The organism is Paraglaciecola sp. L1A13, from assembly GCF_009796745.1.
Classification (GTDB): Bacteria; Pseudomonadota; Gammaproteobacteria; order Enterobacterales; family Alteromonadaceae; genus Paraglaciecola.
Genome location: NZ_CP047024.1, coordinates 700,800 through 717,453 on the forward strand (window position 1 = coordinate 700,800; position 16,654 = coordinate 717,453).

Genomic DNA, 16,654 nt, shown 5'->3' on the forward strand with positions numbered 1-16,654 from the left:
CGGGGTGGTATAAACCACCTTCGAAAAGGGAGTTGAATGTTAGTGCGCAGCAATGTGATTTCACCTATTATCCTCGACGTTGAAGCCAGCGGGTTCGGTTCTGGCAGTTATCCCATTGAAGTGGGCGTTGCACTAGACCGCGAACACCGTTTTTGCCGCCTAATTCGCCCACAACATGATTGGCTGCACTGGAGTGACGAAGCTCAGGCGCTGCACGGTATCAGTCGCTCTATGTTGATGAAAAAAGGCGTGCCGGTGCAACAAGTCTGCCTTGAACTCAATCAATTGCTGGAGCGTAAAACCGCTTATTCAGATGGATGGGTGGTTGATAGTCCATGGTTGTCGCGCTTGTTCGAGAGTGCAGGAATAGCAATGGCATTTGAACTTAGCCAGCTCGAGCTGATTTTAAGCGAGAAACAAATGGATAGTTGGAGTGTGACTAAGTCGCGCATTTTGTCTGAAACCCAAGTACAGCGGCATCGAGCAAGTAATGATGCGGCTATTATTCTACAGACTTACTTAGAAACACGTAGCTCATCTATTCAGTGACGTGAGGGATAACGTCGCCCAATCTCTTGGCTATTGCTGTTAAATAACCTTCTTCAAGTTAACCCCTTTAGATACCAGACACTAGGATTATCCCCCAAATGCAAACCCATGAAGCAGGCTGTTTAGATGAGCAGGTGATCGCGTATATCTGTGAACAACTAACTGTTTACGGTTATTGTGTTGTCGCTGATTTTTTACCTGAAGCCGTGGCCAATGCGTTATATTTAGAAGCAAGTAGTGATCATCGTTTGCACTTTAAGCAAGCGTCTATCGGCAGAGAGCAGTTACAACAAGTAAATACTGATGTGCGTAGCGATAGCATCGCTTGGATCAATAATCAGAGTGAAACTCAAAGTCTATATTTAAAACTCATGGAAAACTTACGAATAGAAATCAATCGACGTCTGTTTCTAGGGTTATTCGATTATGAAAGCCATTTTGCTCATTATGGACTTGGAGATTTTTACAAACGTCACGTGGATGCGTTTAAGGGTGGTAGTAACCGATTACTTAGCAGCGTTGTTTATTTAAACGCCGATTGGCTTAAAACTGATCAAGGTGAGTTACTTATGTTTCATGATGAGCAATTATCACCCTTCTTAATAGTTGAGCCTATTTTTAACCGGTGCGTGATTTTTCTTAGTGAGCAATTCCCCCACGAAGTCCGCGCCGCTAAGAGAGATCGCTATAGCATTGCTGGTTGGTTTCGCACCAATAATAGTATTGGCGGACAAATCGATCCACCCCGCTAATAACATTGTTTTTACAAAGCCTCTTGCTTTAAATATTACAAATAATATAAATTATTCAATATTAAAGATACCTGGTATCAATTTGAACAAGAGAGATTCTATGAAAGTGAAAACTACAAGCTGGTGTTTGTTGGCGTTGCTAACCGTTACCGGTAGCGCAGTTTCGGCGCCGTCGGCTGAGCATCTATATACTCAACAACCTTCTGTTACTCCCGAACTGGCGAGCCCTGGCCAATACGCTGTTGGGGTTAAAACATTAAACGTGGTACATAAAAAGCAACTTAATACGCAGACCTTTACCTCACAGGCAGATCGCCCTTTAACACTAGAGGTGTGGTATCCGGCTGATGATAAAGCGGCAACTGAAACGCTTGCCACCTATGAGAACGTCACCCGGTTGCACAAACCATTTAGCCTTATAGGCACCAGTCATAGAGATGCTGCGCCAAAAGCGTCGGGACAATTTCCATTGGTGGTTTTGTCACATGGTTATACTGGGTATCGGACGATTATGTATTATCTTGGCGAGCATCTAGCAAGCCATGGATACGTAGTGGTAGGTATTGATCACACAGATTCTACTACCGCGGATGTAGATTTCGTAAATTCAGGTTTTTCTGGTTTCCCTAGTACGTTAATTAATCGCGCGCGAGACCAACAATTTGTACTGGATTATTTTAGTCAAGATGACTCTGCAATCGCGAGCATTACTGACACCGATGATGCAGCGGTTATTGGTTATTCGATGGGCGGATTTGGTGCGGTAAACACCATTGGTGCATGTTATGACTTTAATCAAGCCGGTTTACAACGTTTAGGGTTCCCAGAAGAAACCGCGAAACAGCTTATGCCCATATTTAATAGTTGTAATGCAGGTCGTGACACGGTCGATCCTCGTTGGAAAGCCATGATTGCTTATGCTCCATGGGGTGGCGAGACATCGGTACATGATGCAGAGTCTATGGCGAAAATCACAGTGCCAAGTTTGTATGTGTCAGGTGATCAAGATGACGTTTCTGGCTATGAAAACGGTGTTAAAAAATTATTTGAACAGACTGGCAGTCAAGATAAATACATGATGGTGTTTGAGAATGCGAGGCATAATATCGCGCCTCATCCAGCCCCGAAAGTTGCCTATGAAACGGATGCTGATCTCGGCCATTATATTGAACCTAGCTGGAATAACGAACAACTCAATCGTATTAACGAACATATGAGCTTGGCGTTTCTAGATTGTTTCGTGAAAAGTGACGCCAACAAGTGTGCTTACTTACCTAAGCGTGAGAGCGCTACGCAAGTTAAAGGTAGTGATGGCAAGCTAACTGAGGCGTGGCCTGGTTTTGCAGATCGCTGGGCTACCGGTATCGATTTTTATCGAGGTACAAACGCGAAATAGTATGTCTAATCTATAAGAAGGCCCATTTGCCTATAGGCAAACGGGCCTTTTTATTTTCTTGACCTAAGTGCTAATGTTGTTCGGCGTACGTTTCTACTGCTTGCCAAACGCGTAAGAAGTTGCCGCTTAAAATCTTCTTAATGTCTGCTTCTGAATACTCACGATCCATTAAGCCCTGGACCAAATTTGGATAGGTCGATACATCCTTGAGACCTTCAGGCAGCGAATCACCTACGCCGTCGTAATCAGACCCAATACCTACATGGTCAATACCAATAAGTTCGACTACATGATCAATGTGATCAAGTACTGTGTCTACGTTAGCAAAAGGAAAAGGGTTGTTAGCAATATACTCTTCATCAAACGCGGTCACTAGCGGGCTTTCTTTTCCTTCTTTTTCCACAAGTGCTTTACGTTTAGCCGTCATCTTGTTGCGCCAGTTTTGCGATAACTTGCTAACAAACGTTGAGCCAAAGTTAATTTGAATGACTCCGCCATTTTCACCTAGGGCTTTGATCATATCGTCGTCCATATTACGCTCAAAGCCCGGCGTGAATTTACGTAAGGATGAGTGAGATGCAATAACGGGCACTTTGCTAATTTCGATAGCTTGATAAAAGGCTTGGTCTGATACATGGGAAATATCAACCATAATGCCGATGTTATTCATCTCTTCTACCAATGTTTTACCAAATGGGCTGAGGCCTTTCCATTTGCGGCGAATATCGTAGGATGAGTCAGAAATATGGTTACTTTGCGAGTGGGCGAGGGTGATATAGCGGATGCCGCGCTCATGAAACGTTTTAAGGTTATTCAGATCGCCTTGAATAGGTGAGCCATTTTCCATTCCCATGGGCAGTGAAATCAAGCCTTGTGCAAACTGTTTTTTAACGTCAGCCACACTTTTTGCAATGGCAAATTTATCCGGTGCGCGACCAACGATTGCTTCTACATAATCGATAAGTTTATGGGCTAGGGCAGTAGACTCGTCTGAATCATCAAGGTTTGCAGGCACATAAACTGACATAAAAGGTGCATTTAAGCCGCCCGCTTTTGCTCGAGGATAGTCAAAATCGCCGCCATCGGTGGCTTTGGTTACGTCGACCCACTTTTTACTGATGCGATAAGGTACATCAATATGTGAATCAATAAGTATGGTTTCTTGCGTTAAGGCTATTGCTTTTTCAGATGCGGAATATTGCGCGCTGACGTAGCTGGAAAACGCCAATGTACAGGCAACAAATAGAGTCGTTTTATGGATGTTTTTCATGTCGTTCCTTGGATTATATTTTTTATCGTGGTTATTCATTGCTTAACAATATTTACGCACACAGGAGGAAATACTGCCGCGTACCTGACGATGGTATAAAGGAAGGAGGGGTAATGTAAAGCGTGAAAAGTGTCTCCGCGTGAGCTAAAAATAGCCCGCGCAGCGACATTTTAGAGAATTAAACTTTCGTCAGATGAAACAATAAGCTGCTTTGTGGGGTTAACAACGGCATTTGCATACCTAACTGCATCAGCAGTTCACCGGTAAAGACGTGCCCATCAACCGCGCTTAAATGATTAGCGAAGCCAAATAAACCCGATTTTGGCCACTTTTCGGTATTCTTGATTGGCCAAATGATATCGAGTTTATATTGGCTGCTCTTATTTAATCCAGCAAACTTATACTGATCCGGCAAAGTTGCTGAGCTACACGCTATTAAACTGTAAGAGAATAGCGCTTGTGACTTATCTTTTGCCACAATACCTAACCCATTCATATAGGCAGGAAGTTCTAAGCGGAACAAATCGCCGCCATGAACCAGCGCCCGATGTTTTTTGTATAAGTCGGTCATCGCCTTGAGCTCGACTTTTTCTGCATCCGTTAGCTCACGTAAATCCATCTCCATACCCATATGACCAAACAGGGTCACAGATGCACGCATTTCCATTGATACGGTCCGGTGGGTAATGTGGCATTCTCTAGGGCCAACGTGTGACCCCATAAGTTCTGATGGCAAGAAGTACGAGAAACCATTCTGAATTTTTAGGCGTTCAAGGGCATCATTTGAATCCGAAGTCCATACGCGATCGGTACGAGCGAGTACACCGTAATCTGCGCGGCCACCACCAGATGCGCAGCTTTCAACTTCTACTTGTGGATGCGTTTCCCGAATTTTGTCGAGTAAACGGTAAACTGCATGTATTTGGTTATGACCACCAGGCTTGCCACTATGATTACCTTGGTGGTTTAGATCGCGGTTCATATCCCACTTCACATAGCTAATATCGTATTCAGTCAACAATGCATCTAAGCGCTCGAACAGGTAATCGAATACTTCAGGACGAGATAAGTCCAAGACAAGCTGGTTACGACAGTCAATCTGCTTCTTTATTTCGTTACCCAATACCCACTCAGGGTGCTGGCGATACAGATCACTATCTGGATTAACCATTTCTGGTTCAAACCATAATCCGAATTCTAGCCCCTGGGCTTTGACGTGGTCGATTAGCGGCGTTAAGCCTTGTGGATAGAATTCTTTGTCCACATACCAGTCACCTAAACCTGCCGTGTCATCATTGCGGCCATTAAACCAACCATCGTCTAATACGAAACGCTCGGCTCCCATTTCTGCAGCACGTTCAGCAAGATCTTTTAGGGTCGCAATGTCGTGATTGAAGTAAATCCCTTCCCACGTGTTGTAATGCACGGGACGTGGCTTGTCATGTACACTTTGGCGAATGATATGACTGCGTACATATTCATGAAATTGCTGAGATAAAACCGATAAGCCCTGATCAGTATAACTAGCAAAAAGAGTCGGTGTTTGATAATACTGGCCTTTATCTAGCACAATTTCACCGGGGAAAAGTAGTTCGCCCATTTGCACATATGAACGTCCATCCGCCATTTTTTCAGCAACAATTTTATGATTGCCGCTCCAGCCTAGATGAAAACCATATGCTTCACCTTGGGCTTGATTGGTGGTTTTAGGATGCAATAGCAACGCGGGGTAGCTATCGTGGGAGGTTTTGCCACGCCGGTTTTCCCGTACGTAAGAACCAAAAAATTTATCTAACGAATGCTGCTGAAACTCACCAGCCCAATGTCCCTCAAAGCCAACTATTTGCTCGAAATCGCTTGGTGTCGGAATGGTTGCTGCTGCGCACCAGTCAATAGTAACTGGTTGACTACCGACATTATTAATTGTCGTGTTAAAGGTCAACACATCGGTTTTAACATCTAATTCAATCACTACAACGACTTCAATACCGCGAGCACTATCTAGGCTGGTAAGGGTTACGGTATGGGTATTTTCTTGGGTAACCGTTTTTAACAATGGATTTGTTGCCCACTGATCTTGTTCACCGTGCAGGCTTAGACCTGGCAAGCCAGTAAACCCTTGTCCGGAGGTTGGGGTCACGCACAAACTAAGCTCTTCGATGGGCGAGACTGGCGCCTCTTGACGCAATCGTAAAGCTCGCATCATGCCGACGATCGATTGCTCAGACAGCTTAGCGCGCCAATAAATAATCTGCGGTGTGTCGTGCCCGACATCTAAAATTAGGCTGCTCTTTTGCCCATGTAGTGCAATAAGTTGTGCGGCATGTTGCGTCATAAAGGGTCCTTGCTGGGATCAGTTTTATACAATAATTATTAATTAGTCATTTTAATCGTTTTTATAAACATATAAATAGTATTATTTAACTTTATCAATAATTTCTTAATTTTTGCTAGGTTTTCATCCTATTCTTTATATTGTAAAAATAGCTGAGCATCGAGCTTTAGGCATTTTTACCTTGGATTAACGAAATTATACATAGATGACGAAATAATTATCTTGTCCGTTGAGCCCTGTGTAAAGCGTTTAAATTGGAGGGTTAAATTAATTTTAAAAATATAAGTATATGTTTTTGAATGCTTTATTTTGAATTCTTCTTAATTTTTTTGTTCAAATTAAGACTAATTAGCTATTCAGTATATGTTGCGCACATGTTGACAAGTTGTATTAATACTATTTAACATACATATCACTAGGTAGCCAAATGGCATGATCCTATAGTTATGCGAGTGGTTTGAGTGGAACTGTATACTTGCACGGCGCCAAAAACGAAGAACACATCATATTAACAGGACACAACGGGGCACATCCCATGAAAAAATCATACATTTGGTCGGCCGTAAAAACCGCCTTATTAGTACCTACTGTTGCTGGTTTATCCATGCAAGCAATAGCACAAGAAGCATCTGACGACAGTAATCTAGAAGTAATTCAAGTTCGAGGCATAGTAAGCAGCCTTAAGCGTGCCATGTCGGATAAAAAAGAAGCATTGATTGTATCCGACGGTATTGCTGCTGAAGATTTGGGTAAATTTCCTGATTTAAACGTAGCTGAGTCATTACAACGTATTACGGGTGTATCAATTGACCGTAGTGGTGGTGAAGGACAAGCGGTAACAGTGCGTGGTTTCGGACCACAATTCAATACTGTTTTAGTTAATGGACGCCAGTTAGCGACTGATAGCGGTGGCCGTGAGTTTAACTTCGACGTGTTAGCTGCTGACCAAATCACAGGTGCTGATGTTTATAAAAGTACGCGTGCTGATCTTCAAGAAGGCGGCATTGGTGCGACTATTAATGTATCAACTGCCCGTCCGTTCGATTACGAAGGCTTCCAGCTTATTGGTTCAGTGAAGGGCATGTACGAAACACTTTCGGAAGAGACTTCGCCTTCCGCTTCATTCCTTGTTAGTAACACATTTAACGACGATAAAATGGGCGTGTTGTTAGCCGTTTCTCGTCAAGAACGTGATATACAAATTAACACTGTGGGCACTGCCGGCTGGCGTGCCGACCAAACGATTTCTAATCGTGATGACGGCGTGTTGTTTACCAATGCCTATATTCCACGTAACTGGGATCAGGCCATTGACCAACAAGAGCGTACTCGTACTAACGCAAGCTTAGTTTTCCAATTTGCTCCGTCGGATGAAGTCAATATTACCCTTGATGGCTTTATTTCTAAATTTGAAGTCGATTCACAAGTGACTGATTTAGCTGCATGGTTTGAACCTGACCGTGTAGGCAATGCAACCATCGATCAAGCAACGGGCACTTTGCTGACATTTGATCAACAAATTGGTCTGCACGGTGGTAGTGGTGACCCAGCATCAGATTTCGTATCTTATACTCGTAATTCGCGTGATTCACAAAGCGATGGATTTGGCGTAAATGTCGAATGGGATATTACCCCTCAACTTAAGGGTACATTCGATGTATCAACGTCTTCTGCGGAAAATGATCGCGCTGGTAAAGATCGTTTCAACGTAGTGGGTATTATAAACAATTACGCATTTGACGGTACAAGCAGTGTGCCAATTGTTACTCACGATGGTTTTGGCGGCGACAGTTTACCTGATGCCAGCCGCGCTCGTTTGCATTATAATGAAAAAGGTCAGACATTTACTGATGAAGACGAAATCAACGAATTTAAAGCTGATTTTGTTTACTTAGCTGATTCGGACGTATTCCAAAAAGCACAATTTGGTGTTTACCGCCAAGAACGTGAAAAATCGGCATTTCAAATTTATGGTAATCAATGCGCATTTTGTGGTTACGGCACTGAAGCACCAATTGATACCATTGGATTTGAACCTTTCACAGCAAAGAACTTCTTCTCTGGTTACCCTGAAACCTTCTATACCTATGACGGTGATGCGTATATAGATTTCCTTGCTGATTCGGGCAACCCAATTGTAACATCGCTGCAAAATAACCGTTATACCATCAACGAAGATGTGACTAGTTTGTATCTAGACTTTACGTTTGTGTATGACATTGGTGATATGCCGTTGGCGGTTAATGTAGGCGCACGTTACGCTGAGACAGACATTAAAGTAGCTGCAGTACAAAGCTTTATTAAGGATGTTGTTCCGACCTCGGATTTAACTTTATTTGCTAACGAATTTGGCCCCGCCACCGATATCCAACAAGGTGATAGCTACTCTAATTTATTACCTAGCGTTAACGTTAAGTTAGACTTATCCGATGAAATGGTTTTACGTTTCTCTGTGTATGACTCAATGACACGCCCAACTATGTCTCAGCTATCTCCCGCGACAACGTTCAACGAGCCTCGTCGTCAGAACTTAACCGCAAGTGGTGGTAACCCTTCGCTTAAGCCGTTCACCTCTGAAAACTGGGATCTATCATTCGAATGGTATTACGCTGATGCTAGTTATTTCACCTTTGCTGTATTCAGTAAAGAAGTGCAAGACTTTATCGTAAGCTTAACTGGAGAAGAGACATATACTTTCTCAGACCGTGCTGCGGCCGATGGATTCAGATGTAATAACGACACTGGCGATAATTTATGTGCAGTAGGTCTAGCGTTAGACTCTACTCGTCCTGATTATGATGTAGTGGCAAACACTGAAGAATTGAACGGTGCAAGTGAAGTGTATACCGTTAGTCGTCCGCAAAATACGGAAACGACCAAAGTAACAGGCTATGAAGTCGCAGTGACTCACGTATTCGAAAATGGCTTTGGTGTAATGGCTAATGCCACCGTGGTTAACGCTGATACTGACTTCTTGGAAGGCTTAGGCGATTCGCAAAACTTAGTTGTTTTCTATGAGCATGACGCATGGCAAGCACGTATTGCATTCAATAACCGTGAAGCATTCTTGCGTAACGTTGACAATGGTTTTAACGGCGAGCCTATTAATACTCAAACCTTTGGTCAATGGGATGTCAGCGCTAGTTACGACATAAACGAAAACGTCACTGTCTTCGTTGAAGGTATCAACGTAACAGAAGAAGAGCTAGTGCAAACTGGCCGTTTCGACAACCAAGTTTACTCGGTTGAAGATAATGGTGCTCGCTATGCAGTGGGTGTTCGCGCCAAGTTCTAACCTAGTAATAAATAGGCGCAGTATGTGATTACATGGTGCGCTTATCTAATTACAACATCATGGCTCGCAAGTATTAAGCGGGCCATTTTTCCTATAAAATAACACGTTAAATAGATTACCCCATAAAGGATGTCAGGCTTTATTGGGTAAGGTATTTAAAGACGATTTAAGTGTGTAAATCTCACCTAAATTGAAAATAATGAGGGAGTGCAACATAGCGTGCTCCACACTAGTTATTACGCGGACTAATCCATTCATGTCAAAAGCGGTAAAGAAAATTGTCATCGTTGGTGGCGGCACTGCAGGTTGGTTAACGGCTGCTATTGTTGCTGCGCAGCATAAAACGGACGACAACAACGGTTTACAAATTGTGCTGGTTGAATCTTCTGATATTCCCACTGTCGGCGTAGGTGAAGGCACTTGGCCAACTATGAAGAACACCTTGCAGCAAATTGGCTTAAAAGAAAGTGAGGTTTTTGCTCGCTGTCATGCCGGTTTTAAGCAAGGTGGCAAGTTTGTGGATTGGGTGCACGGCAACGGCGATTTCTATTATCACCCGTTTACGGTGCCTCTAGGGTACGGGCGTATTGACTTGGCTCCTTATGTAGACAAGATTGAAAACTATGCTGTGGAGTCCAACTTTCAGCACCATGTCTGTGAAGCTGGGTTAGCGCCGCGCTCTATGGCCGATGCAGAATACAAAGGTCAATGTAATTACGCTTATCACCTCGATGCTGGTGAATTTGCCGAAGTTCTCAAAGAACACTGTAAAAACAACCTCAACGTGACGCAAGTCATCGGCACGGTTGATAAAGTCAATTTGACCGATGATGGCGCTATTGCCTCCATTACGCTCAAGAGTTATGAGCAGATTGATGCTGACTTGTTTGTGGATTGCACCGGTTTTGCTTCATTACTATTAGGCCAAGCGTTAGACGTTCCCTTCATTTCCGCCGATAAAGTATTGTTTAATGATTCAGCTTTGGCTTTGCATATGCCTTATGAAAACGCCACTAGTCCGATAGCCAGTCATACGATAGCAACAGGGCAGAGTGCAGGCTGGATCTGGGATATTGGATTAACGCACCGACGCGGTGTTGGACATGTGTATTCCAGTCAGTATTTATCTGACGATGAAGCAGAAGCGAATTTGCGCCGTTATTTGGGCCCGATGTCAGATGATATCCCCGTGCGTAAAATAAGCTTTAAGTCTGGCCACAGAGCACAAGTTTGGAAAAAGAACTGTGTGGCAGTTGGTATGGCTGCAGGGTTTGTTGAGCCTTTAGAGGCTACGGCAATCATGCTGGTGGAAATTTCAGCACGTTTTATTGCCGATAACATTCCGCCTGATACCAGCTTGACGGCGATTATTGAGAAGCGCTTTAATCAACAAATGGCCTATCGTTGGTCACGCATTATCGACTTTCTAAAACTACATTACATGCTGACCAAACGCCCGGAACCTTATTGGCAGGCGCATACGCAAGCCGACTCTATTCCAGCGTCACTGAAAGAAGACTTGGCTCTATGGAAATTTAGAGGGCCTATTACCGCCGATTTCGATGCTGCTATTGAGTTGTTCCCGGCGGCGAGCTACCAATACGTTTTATACGGAATGGGCTTCACGCCAGATTTCAGCCGTCAGCCTCATCTATACAATGAGCACGCAAATGCCCATAAAATAATACAGCGTAATCAGCAGCTTACTCAGCAGTTGCTGCAAACACTTCCTCCTCACAGAGAATATATAGAGCGGTGGTTAAGCACCCAGAGTATGAGATAACCATGAGCACACTTGTCGAATTAAGTAATACCGTACACAAAGATTTAAAACTTCGAGAAAATAGCCTGGCTCAATTTGCCCAGAGTCAGCAGATTATGCGTCTTCGGGTTTCAGAGGTAGGGAAGGCTGCAACTAATTTCCCGTTATTTTTCTCACGTAATCAGCAAGACGGCAGTTGGGTGCTATCGGCGCTTAGCAGTTTTGAGTCAATGCAAAATTTGTTTGTCGATGAAGGACGTTGGAATGCCATTTATCAACCGACAAGTCTACAAACCTTTCCGTTTTACCTAATGCAGTCTCCTAAAGTTGAAAATAGCTACACCATTGGAATCTTGGAAAGCAGTGAAGTATTTTCTAAAGAATCCGGTGAAGAGATATTTGATAGTGCAGGCCGAGCTTCTCAATTCCTAAGTAAAGCGAAAAGTTTACTGGAAGCAAGTATTAAGCAAGACATAGAAACCTATCGTTTTATGCAAGAAGCCGAAGCGTTGGGTCTTATTAAGGCCATCGATTTACAATTGGTTTTCGAAGATGGCAACACACAAAATATCGCAGGTTTGTGCACAATCGACGAAGATAAATTACAAAGCTTAACGCCTGAAAAAATGACAAGGTTAAATGATAGTGGTTATTTAATTGCTATTCACGCCATGTTGTTATCCATCTATCAGTTGAACCTGTTGCTTAGAAAGCACAATGAACGCAATACCGAAAACAAGATCACTCAACTTAAAATCGAAGTCGCGAAAGACAGAGTGGCGTCTTAACCCTTTAAACTTGTTCCGTCTTTGCCACATTTCTGGGTGGTAACAGACCGGATTATTAAGCACATAAATAGTAATCAATGTATACACAGCATGATTGCAGAGGAAATATCAGATGTCAGAAAATATGGTTCAAACGGCGGTATTCGCTTTAGTTACAGGCATTATAGGCTTGCTAACGTATTTGAAATGCCGCGGTCATGGACATAACCAGCAGAGTCAAAACAAGGAGTACTTTCTCGCTGGTGGCGGTTTAACCTGGATGTTTGTTGCAGGTTCAATCACGTTAACAAACTTGAGTACTGACCAACTGGTGGGTATGAATGGCAACCAAATGGCGTTGTTGGCTTGGTGGGAATTTTCGGCGGTGATTGGTTTGATCATTCTTGCTAAAGTCTTTATCCCGATCTATTACAAATATAATTGTACGACAACCACAGAGCTATTAGAAAAACGCTACAAAAACAAGCACATTCGTGCGGTTATTGGTATGTTGTTTTTCTTAGGTAACGCCTTGATTTATATGCCAGCTGTTATTTATTCAGGCTCACTCTTTATGCAAACCATGTTCAATGTGGATATTCCGCTTATGTATATCGCCATCGCCTTTGCTGCTTTGGGGGCGGTCTATGCCATTTTCGGTGGTTTACGGGCTGTTGCCGTATCCGATACATACTCTGGGGTACTGTTGCTAAGTATGGCTGTGTTAGTGGTTTTCTTATCGCTTGCAGCGATTGATTTTGACTTCAGTGGTATTCCTGCTGAAAGGCTAACGCTTATCGGTGCACCTGATTCTCCCTTACCCTGGCAGACGCTGCTTACCGGAATGATCTTTATTCAAATATATTATTGGGGAACCAATCAGACGATTACCCAGCGTGCTATGGCTGCTCCTAATGTTAAAGAAGCCCAAAAAGGTGTCTTCGCTGCTGCGGGTATTCGAATTCTAATCGTTCCCGCTATCATTGTCTTACCTGGTATTGTGTCATTTAAGCTTTATGGCGATATTGGTGATGCTGCTTACGGACGCATTGTAGGGGATGTAATGCCATTGTGGCTTACCGGTGTATTTGCAGCCGCAATGGCTGCTGCGGTTTTATCTACCTATAACAGCTTATTGAACTCTGCGACGGCTTTGTACGTATGTGATATTCATGAAGCTTATATTAACGACAACCCAAATGTAGTGCGCTTAAGTGGTTGGGTAACAGCGTTGCTGACTGTATTATCATTAGTCTTAGTACCAATTTACCAACAGGCCGACAGTATCATTAACTTGTTGCAACAGTTAAATGGTTTATTAAGTATGCCAATATTGTCAATATTCGTCGTAGGGTTGGTGTTCAAAGATGTTGATGCACGAGCGGGCATCGCGGCGGTCATTTTTGGGGTGTTATTGTATGGCTCTCTGACGTTTGATTTCTCGCCAATTTATTCCACTTGGCACTATATCCATTTAATGCCTATTACATTAGTTTCGTGCATCAGTTTTGCCTTGTTTGTTAACAGGTTTGTTTTAGGACAAAGGGCAAAATTTGCGTGGGGCAGTGATGATGGCGTTGAAGCTATAAGTAAAGTTTAAACATATTTAATTATCGGAAGAGACATGAACAACCTGAGAAAGAGTAACATCCGTCAATTGCCCAAAGGGACGTTTGATACCCTAATTATTGGCGGCGGCATTAATGGTGCTGTTGCCGCAGCAGCACTGGCGGCGAAAGGGGTAAAAGTCGCGTTGATCGATAAAGGCGATTTTGCGGGCTTTACAAGTTCTAATTCTTCCAATTTGGCCTGGGGAGGCATTAAGTATTTAGAGAGTTATGAATATGCTCTGGTCAACAAGCTGTGTAAAAGTCGTAATCATTTGATGCGCAGTTATCCGTCTACGGTAAAAGAGATTCGTTTTTTAACCAGTATTCAAAAAGGCTTCCGCTTTCCGCCCTTGTTTGTGTATATGGGGACTTTATTATATTGGGTGATGGGGCGGCTATTTACTAAAATGCCTCACTACCTTAGCGGTGGTAAAATTAAGTCTTTGGAAGACGTTATCAATACACAAAACGTCGTCGGTGGATTTGAATACTCAGATGCTTACTTACAAGACAATGATGCGCGTTTTGTTTTTAACTTTATCCGTTCGAGTATGAGTTACGGTTGTATTGCCGCGAACTATGTAGAGTCCCTTGGTTCCACAAAAAACGGAGACATTTGGACCACAAAAGCGAAAGATGCCATAACGGGGGAAGAATTTGAGATTACCTCTAAGGTATTGATTAATGCCGCGGGTCCATTTGTTGATCCCCTGAATGATTTAAACCAAGAAAAAACTGAACACCATCACGTGTTCTCGAAAGGGATTCACCTTATTGTTGATCGCGTAACTGATAGTAATAAAGTGCTAACCTTTTTCGCAGACGATGGGCGTTTGTTTTTTGTTATCCCTATGGGGCCAAAAACCTGTATCGGTACAACTGATACCCAGGTAGAAAATCCTTATGCCCATGTCACAGAGGCAGACCGTCAGTTTGTTTTGGATAACGTAAACAAGTTATTGGCTCTTGATAAACCACTGACCAAAGACGATGTTATTGCGGAGCGCTGTGGCGTGCGTCCACTTGCTATAAAAGGCTCAGGTGGGAAGGCTGATTGGGTTCAATTGTCTCGCAAACATGCAATTGACCAGAATTCTGAGCATAAGTATATGTCTATATTTGGTGGAAAACTGACGGACTGTATTAATGTCGGGGATGAAGTAGCAGGTATAGTGAAAAGTTACGGCATCGACTTACCCTTTGCCGATTTTAAGTGGTATGGCGAGCCTGACGATACGGTACGTGATGAATTTTTTCATCGGGCCAAGTTGATGAATTTTGACGCGCTAACACCTGAAACATCGTCGGAACCACTCACGTTACGTTTTTGGCGTCGTTATGGGCGTAACGCCATAAATATGCTGGAAGACATTCGTGAAAATCCCGAAAAAGCTGAGTTACTTATTGAAAACTCAGAATATTTACGAGTAGAAATAGAGCACGCTGCCCAGCGCGAAATGGTCACGAAGTTAGAGGATTTTTTGCGCCGCCGTTCTAAAATCTCTTTAGTTGTGCGTCAAGAAGACATACTTGCGGCCCCAGGGTTACGAGAAGCCTGTGAAATATTATTTGGCGATGAGGCTGAAGCCAAATTACAGGAATATATTACCAGTGTACGTAAAGATGTTAGTCCCGCCACAGATGTGATAGCTTAGCTTTATTCGAGGCAGTGCACAGTGTGTACCGCCTCGTTTCAGCAAAAATAAAGAGTTGTAAGCTGCATTTTATGCCGCGTTCAGGATTAAATGAACAAATTAGATATAATTCATTTACATTCGTGACATCACTCAATAAATAAAAGATACTTGCTGTTGTAAAATTAGCATTAGGGATCGCATATTTAATGGCCTAGAGGCCATTTTTTTATACCTGAATACCCAAGTGTACCGTATAGACGGTCTGCTAATCGGCCATCAAAAGCAACCAGTTTTGAACATTAAAGTAAGAGATATCCTCTATGACAATCAGCTACATCCCTCTTGATAAAGAGAAACATAAAGACCTTAAAATAAATCTTCAGCACGATTTCGGCTATGCCAAAGAAGCCCATATTGCTGCGGCATCTATCCGTGAATACGCTCAGCTTGCTAGCGTGATGCCAGTTGTTTTTGTTAAAGATCCGAATTCAGAAAACTTCCACTCTGTTGCCGTGTTAGGCACTGAGAAAGGCGCGAACTTATTTGTTCACGAAGGCAAGTGGCAAGTACATTGTTTGCCAATGAACATTCAGCGCTATCCTTTCGATGTACGTCCTGATGGTGAAAAGCTAGGCGTATTCTTTGACGAGAACAGCTCATTGGTAACGGACGACGGTGAACCAGTTTTCACTGCGGAAGGCCAACCTAGCCCGTTTTTAGAGAACCGTCAGCAGTTGCTTTCAGAATTAGCTAATAGTGAAATGGCGACTCAGCGTTTCATTAAAAAATTAGTTGAGCTAGATTTGCTTGATCCAATTGAATTATTGGTTAATTACACTAACGGCGAAAAACGCAATATTACGGGCATGTTCAGTGTCAGTGAAAAGCGCTTACAAGATTTAGACGAAGCGCACGTTGTTGAACTGCACAAAAGCGGTTTCTTAGGTGCTGCTTATGCAATACTTATGTCATTAGGGCAACTGAATCGTTTGGTTCAATTGTCGAATAACACAGACAAGCCGATTCAGAACTTGCAATTGCGTGTTGGTGATGCGATCACTAAAGATCAAACAGCAGAACAGCCTGCTGCCAACGCATAATTATATAAATGTCCCGTCCTAGAATAAGTTGACGGTTTTAAGCCCGCTTTATAGCGGGCTTTTTTATGGGGAATCAAATCTGTCGCTAACGTAAAGACGTGATGACGATAGTATTAATAGCTGTTTACATATTTTTTGTTCTACTTGGTACATAAATCGATTAGCTTATCCCTTGGTTTTA

Annotated in this window: 11 protein-coding genes; 9 read left to right on the plus strand and 2 right to left on the minus strand. The window is 43.0% G+C overall.

Features of this window, described 5'->3' with window-relative positions; translation table 11 throughout:
• Positions 1–42: 42 nt before the first annotated feature.
• The 3 genes from GQR89_RS02940 to GQR89_RS02950 all read left to right on the plus strand — a co-directional run bounded on the left by GQR89_RS02940 (position 43) and on the right by GQR89_RS02950 (position 2,697).
• Positions 43–549: a hypothetical protein gene (locus GQR89_RS02940; RefSeq protein ID WP_158772113.1), complete on the plus strand. Its 507-nt coding sequence runs from the start codon at positions 43–45 to the stop codon at positions 547–549.
• 98 nt (positions 550–647) lie between these two features.
• The gene (locus tag GQR89_RS02945) at positions 648–1,301 is read left to right on the plus strand and encodes a 2OG-Fe(II) oxygenase (RefSeq protein ID WP_158768679.1); all 654 of its coding nucleotides are present in this window, start codon (positions 648–650) and stop codon (positions 1,299–1,301) included.
• Between the two features lie 100 nt (positions 1,302–1,401).
• Positions 1,402–2,697: an acetylhydrolase gene (locus GQR89_RS02950; protein ID WP_158768680.1), complete on the plus strand. Its 1,296-nt coding sequence runs from the start codon at positions 1,402–1,404 to the stop codon at positions 2,695–2,697.
• Positions 2,698–2,767: 70 nt separating this feature from the next.
• Here GQR89_RS02950 and GQR89_RS02955 read toward each other — a convergent pair whose 3' ends face one another.
• Positions 2,768–3,967 (minus strand): dipeptidase, encoded by a 1,200-nt coding sequence (locus GQR89_RS02955; protein WP_158768681.1) that lies wholly within the window; start codon positions 3,965–3,967, stop codon positions 2,768–2,770.
• 178 nt (positions 3,968–4,145) lie between these two features.
• On the minus strand, positions 4,146–6,302 hold the full coding sequence (locus GQR89_RS02960) for an alpha-galactosidase (RefSeq protein ID WP_158768682.1): 2,157 nt from the start codon (positions 6,300–6,302) through the stop codon (positions 4,146–4,148).
• A 535-nt stretch (positions 6,303–6,837) separates the two neighbouring features.
• On the opposite strand from GQR89_RS02960, the gene GQR89_RS02965 reads away from it, so the two are divergent.
• The 6 genes from GQR89_RS02965 to GQR89_RS02990 all read left to right on the plus strand — a co-directional run bounded on the left by GQR89_RS02965 (position 6,838) and on the right by GQR89_RS02990 (position 16,473).
• Positions 6,838–9,597: a TonB-dependent receptor gene (locus tag GQR89_RS02965; RefSeq protein ID WP_158768683.1), complete on the plus strand. Its 2,760-nt coding sequence runs from the start codon at positions 6,838–6,840 to the stop codon at positions 9,595–9,597.
• A 256-nt stretch (positions 9,598–9,853) separates the two neighbouring features.
• On the plus strand, positions 9,854–11,380 hold the full coding sequence (locus GQR89_RS02970; protein ID WP_158768684.1) for a tryptophan halogenase family protein: 1,527 nt from the start codon (positions 9,854–9,856) through the stop codon (positions 11,378–11,380).
• A 2-nt stretch (positions 11,381–11,382) separates the two neighbouring features.
• Positions 11,383–12,147: a SapC family protein gene (locus tag GQR89_RS02975; protein WP_158768685.1), complete on the plus strand. Its 765-nt coding sequence runs from the start codon at positions 11,383–11,385 to the stop codon at positions 12,145–12,147.
• Between the two features lie 112 nt (positions 12,148–12,259).
• Positions 12,260–13,726: an SLC5 family protein gene (locus GQR89_RS02980; RefSeq protein WP_158768686.1), complete on the plus strand. Its 1,467-nt coding sequence runs from the start codon at positions 12,260–12,262 to the stop codon at positions 13,724–13,726.
• Positions 13,727–13,750: 24 nt separating this feature from the next.
• Entirely contained in the window at positions 13,751–15,391 is a 1,641-nt protein-coding gene (locus GQR89_RS02985; protein ID WP_158768687.1) for a glycerol-3-phosphate dehydrogenase/oxidase, read from the plus strand.
• A gap of 302 nt (positions 15,392–15,693) precedes the next feature.
• Positions 15,694–16,473, plus strand: a complete 780-nt coding sequence (locus tag GQR89_RS02990) for a SapC family protein (protein WP_158768688.1) — start codon at positions 15,694–15,696, stop codon at positions 16,471–16,473.
• The last annotated feature ends 181 nt before the right edge of the window (positions 16,474–16,654 follow it).

Excerpts from the sequence above, each read along its gene's own strand:
- GQR89_RS02970 (WP_158768684.1), top strand. The coding sequence starts at position 9,854 with ATGTCAAAAGCGGTAAAGAAAATTGTCATCGTTGGTGGCGGCACTGCA.
- GQR89_RS02965 (WP_158768683.1), top strand. The coding sequence starts at position 6,838 with ATGAAAAAATCATACATTTGGTCGGCCGTAAAAACCGCCTTATTAGTA.
- GQR89_RS02975 (WP_158768685.1), top strand. The coding sequence starts at position 11,383 with ATGAGCACACTTGTCGAATTAAGTAATACCGTACACAAAGATTTAAAA.
- GQR89_RS02985 (WP_158768687.1), top strand. The coding sequence starts at position 13,751 with ATGAACAACCTGAGAAAGAGTAACATCCGTCAATTGCCCAAAGGGACG.
- GQR89_RS02990 (WP_158768688.1), top strand. The coding sequence starts at position 15,694 with ATGACAATCAGCTACATCCCTCTTGATAAAGAGAAACATAAAGACCTT.
- GQR89_RS02980 (WP_158768686.1), top strand. The coding sequence starts at position 12,260 with ATGTCAGAAAATATGGTTCAAACGGCGGTATTCGCTTTAGTTACAGGC.
- GQR89_RS02955 (WP_158768681.1), bottom strand. The coding sequence starts at position 3,967 with ATGAAAAACATCCATAAAACGACTCTATTTGTTGCCTGTACATTGGCG.
- GQR89_RS02945 (WP_158768679.1), top strand. The coding sequence starts at position 648 with ATGCAAACCCATGAAGCAGGCTGTTTAGATGAGCAGGTGATCGCGTAT.
- GQR89_RS02960 (WP_158768682.1), bottom strand. The coding sequence starts at position 6,302 with ATGACGCAACATGCCGCACAACTTATTGCACTACATGGGCAAAAGAGC.
- GQR89_RS02950 (WP_158768680.1), top strand. The coding sequence starts at position 1,402 with ATGAAAGTGAAAACTACAAGCTGGTGTTTGTTGGCGTTGCTAACCGTT.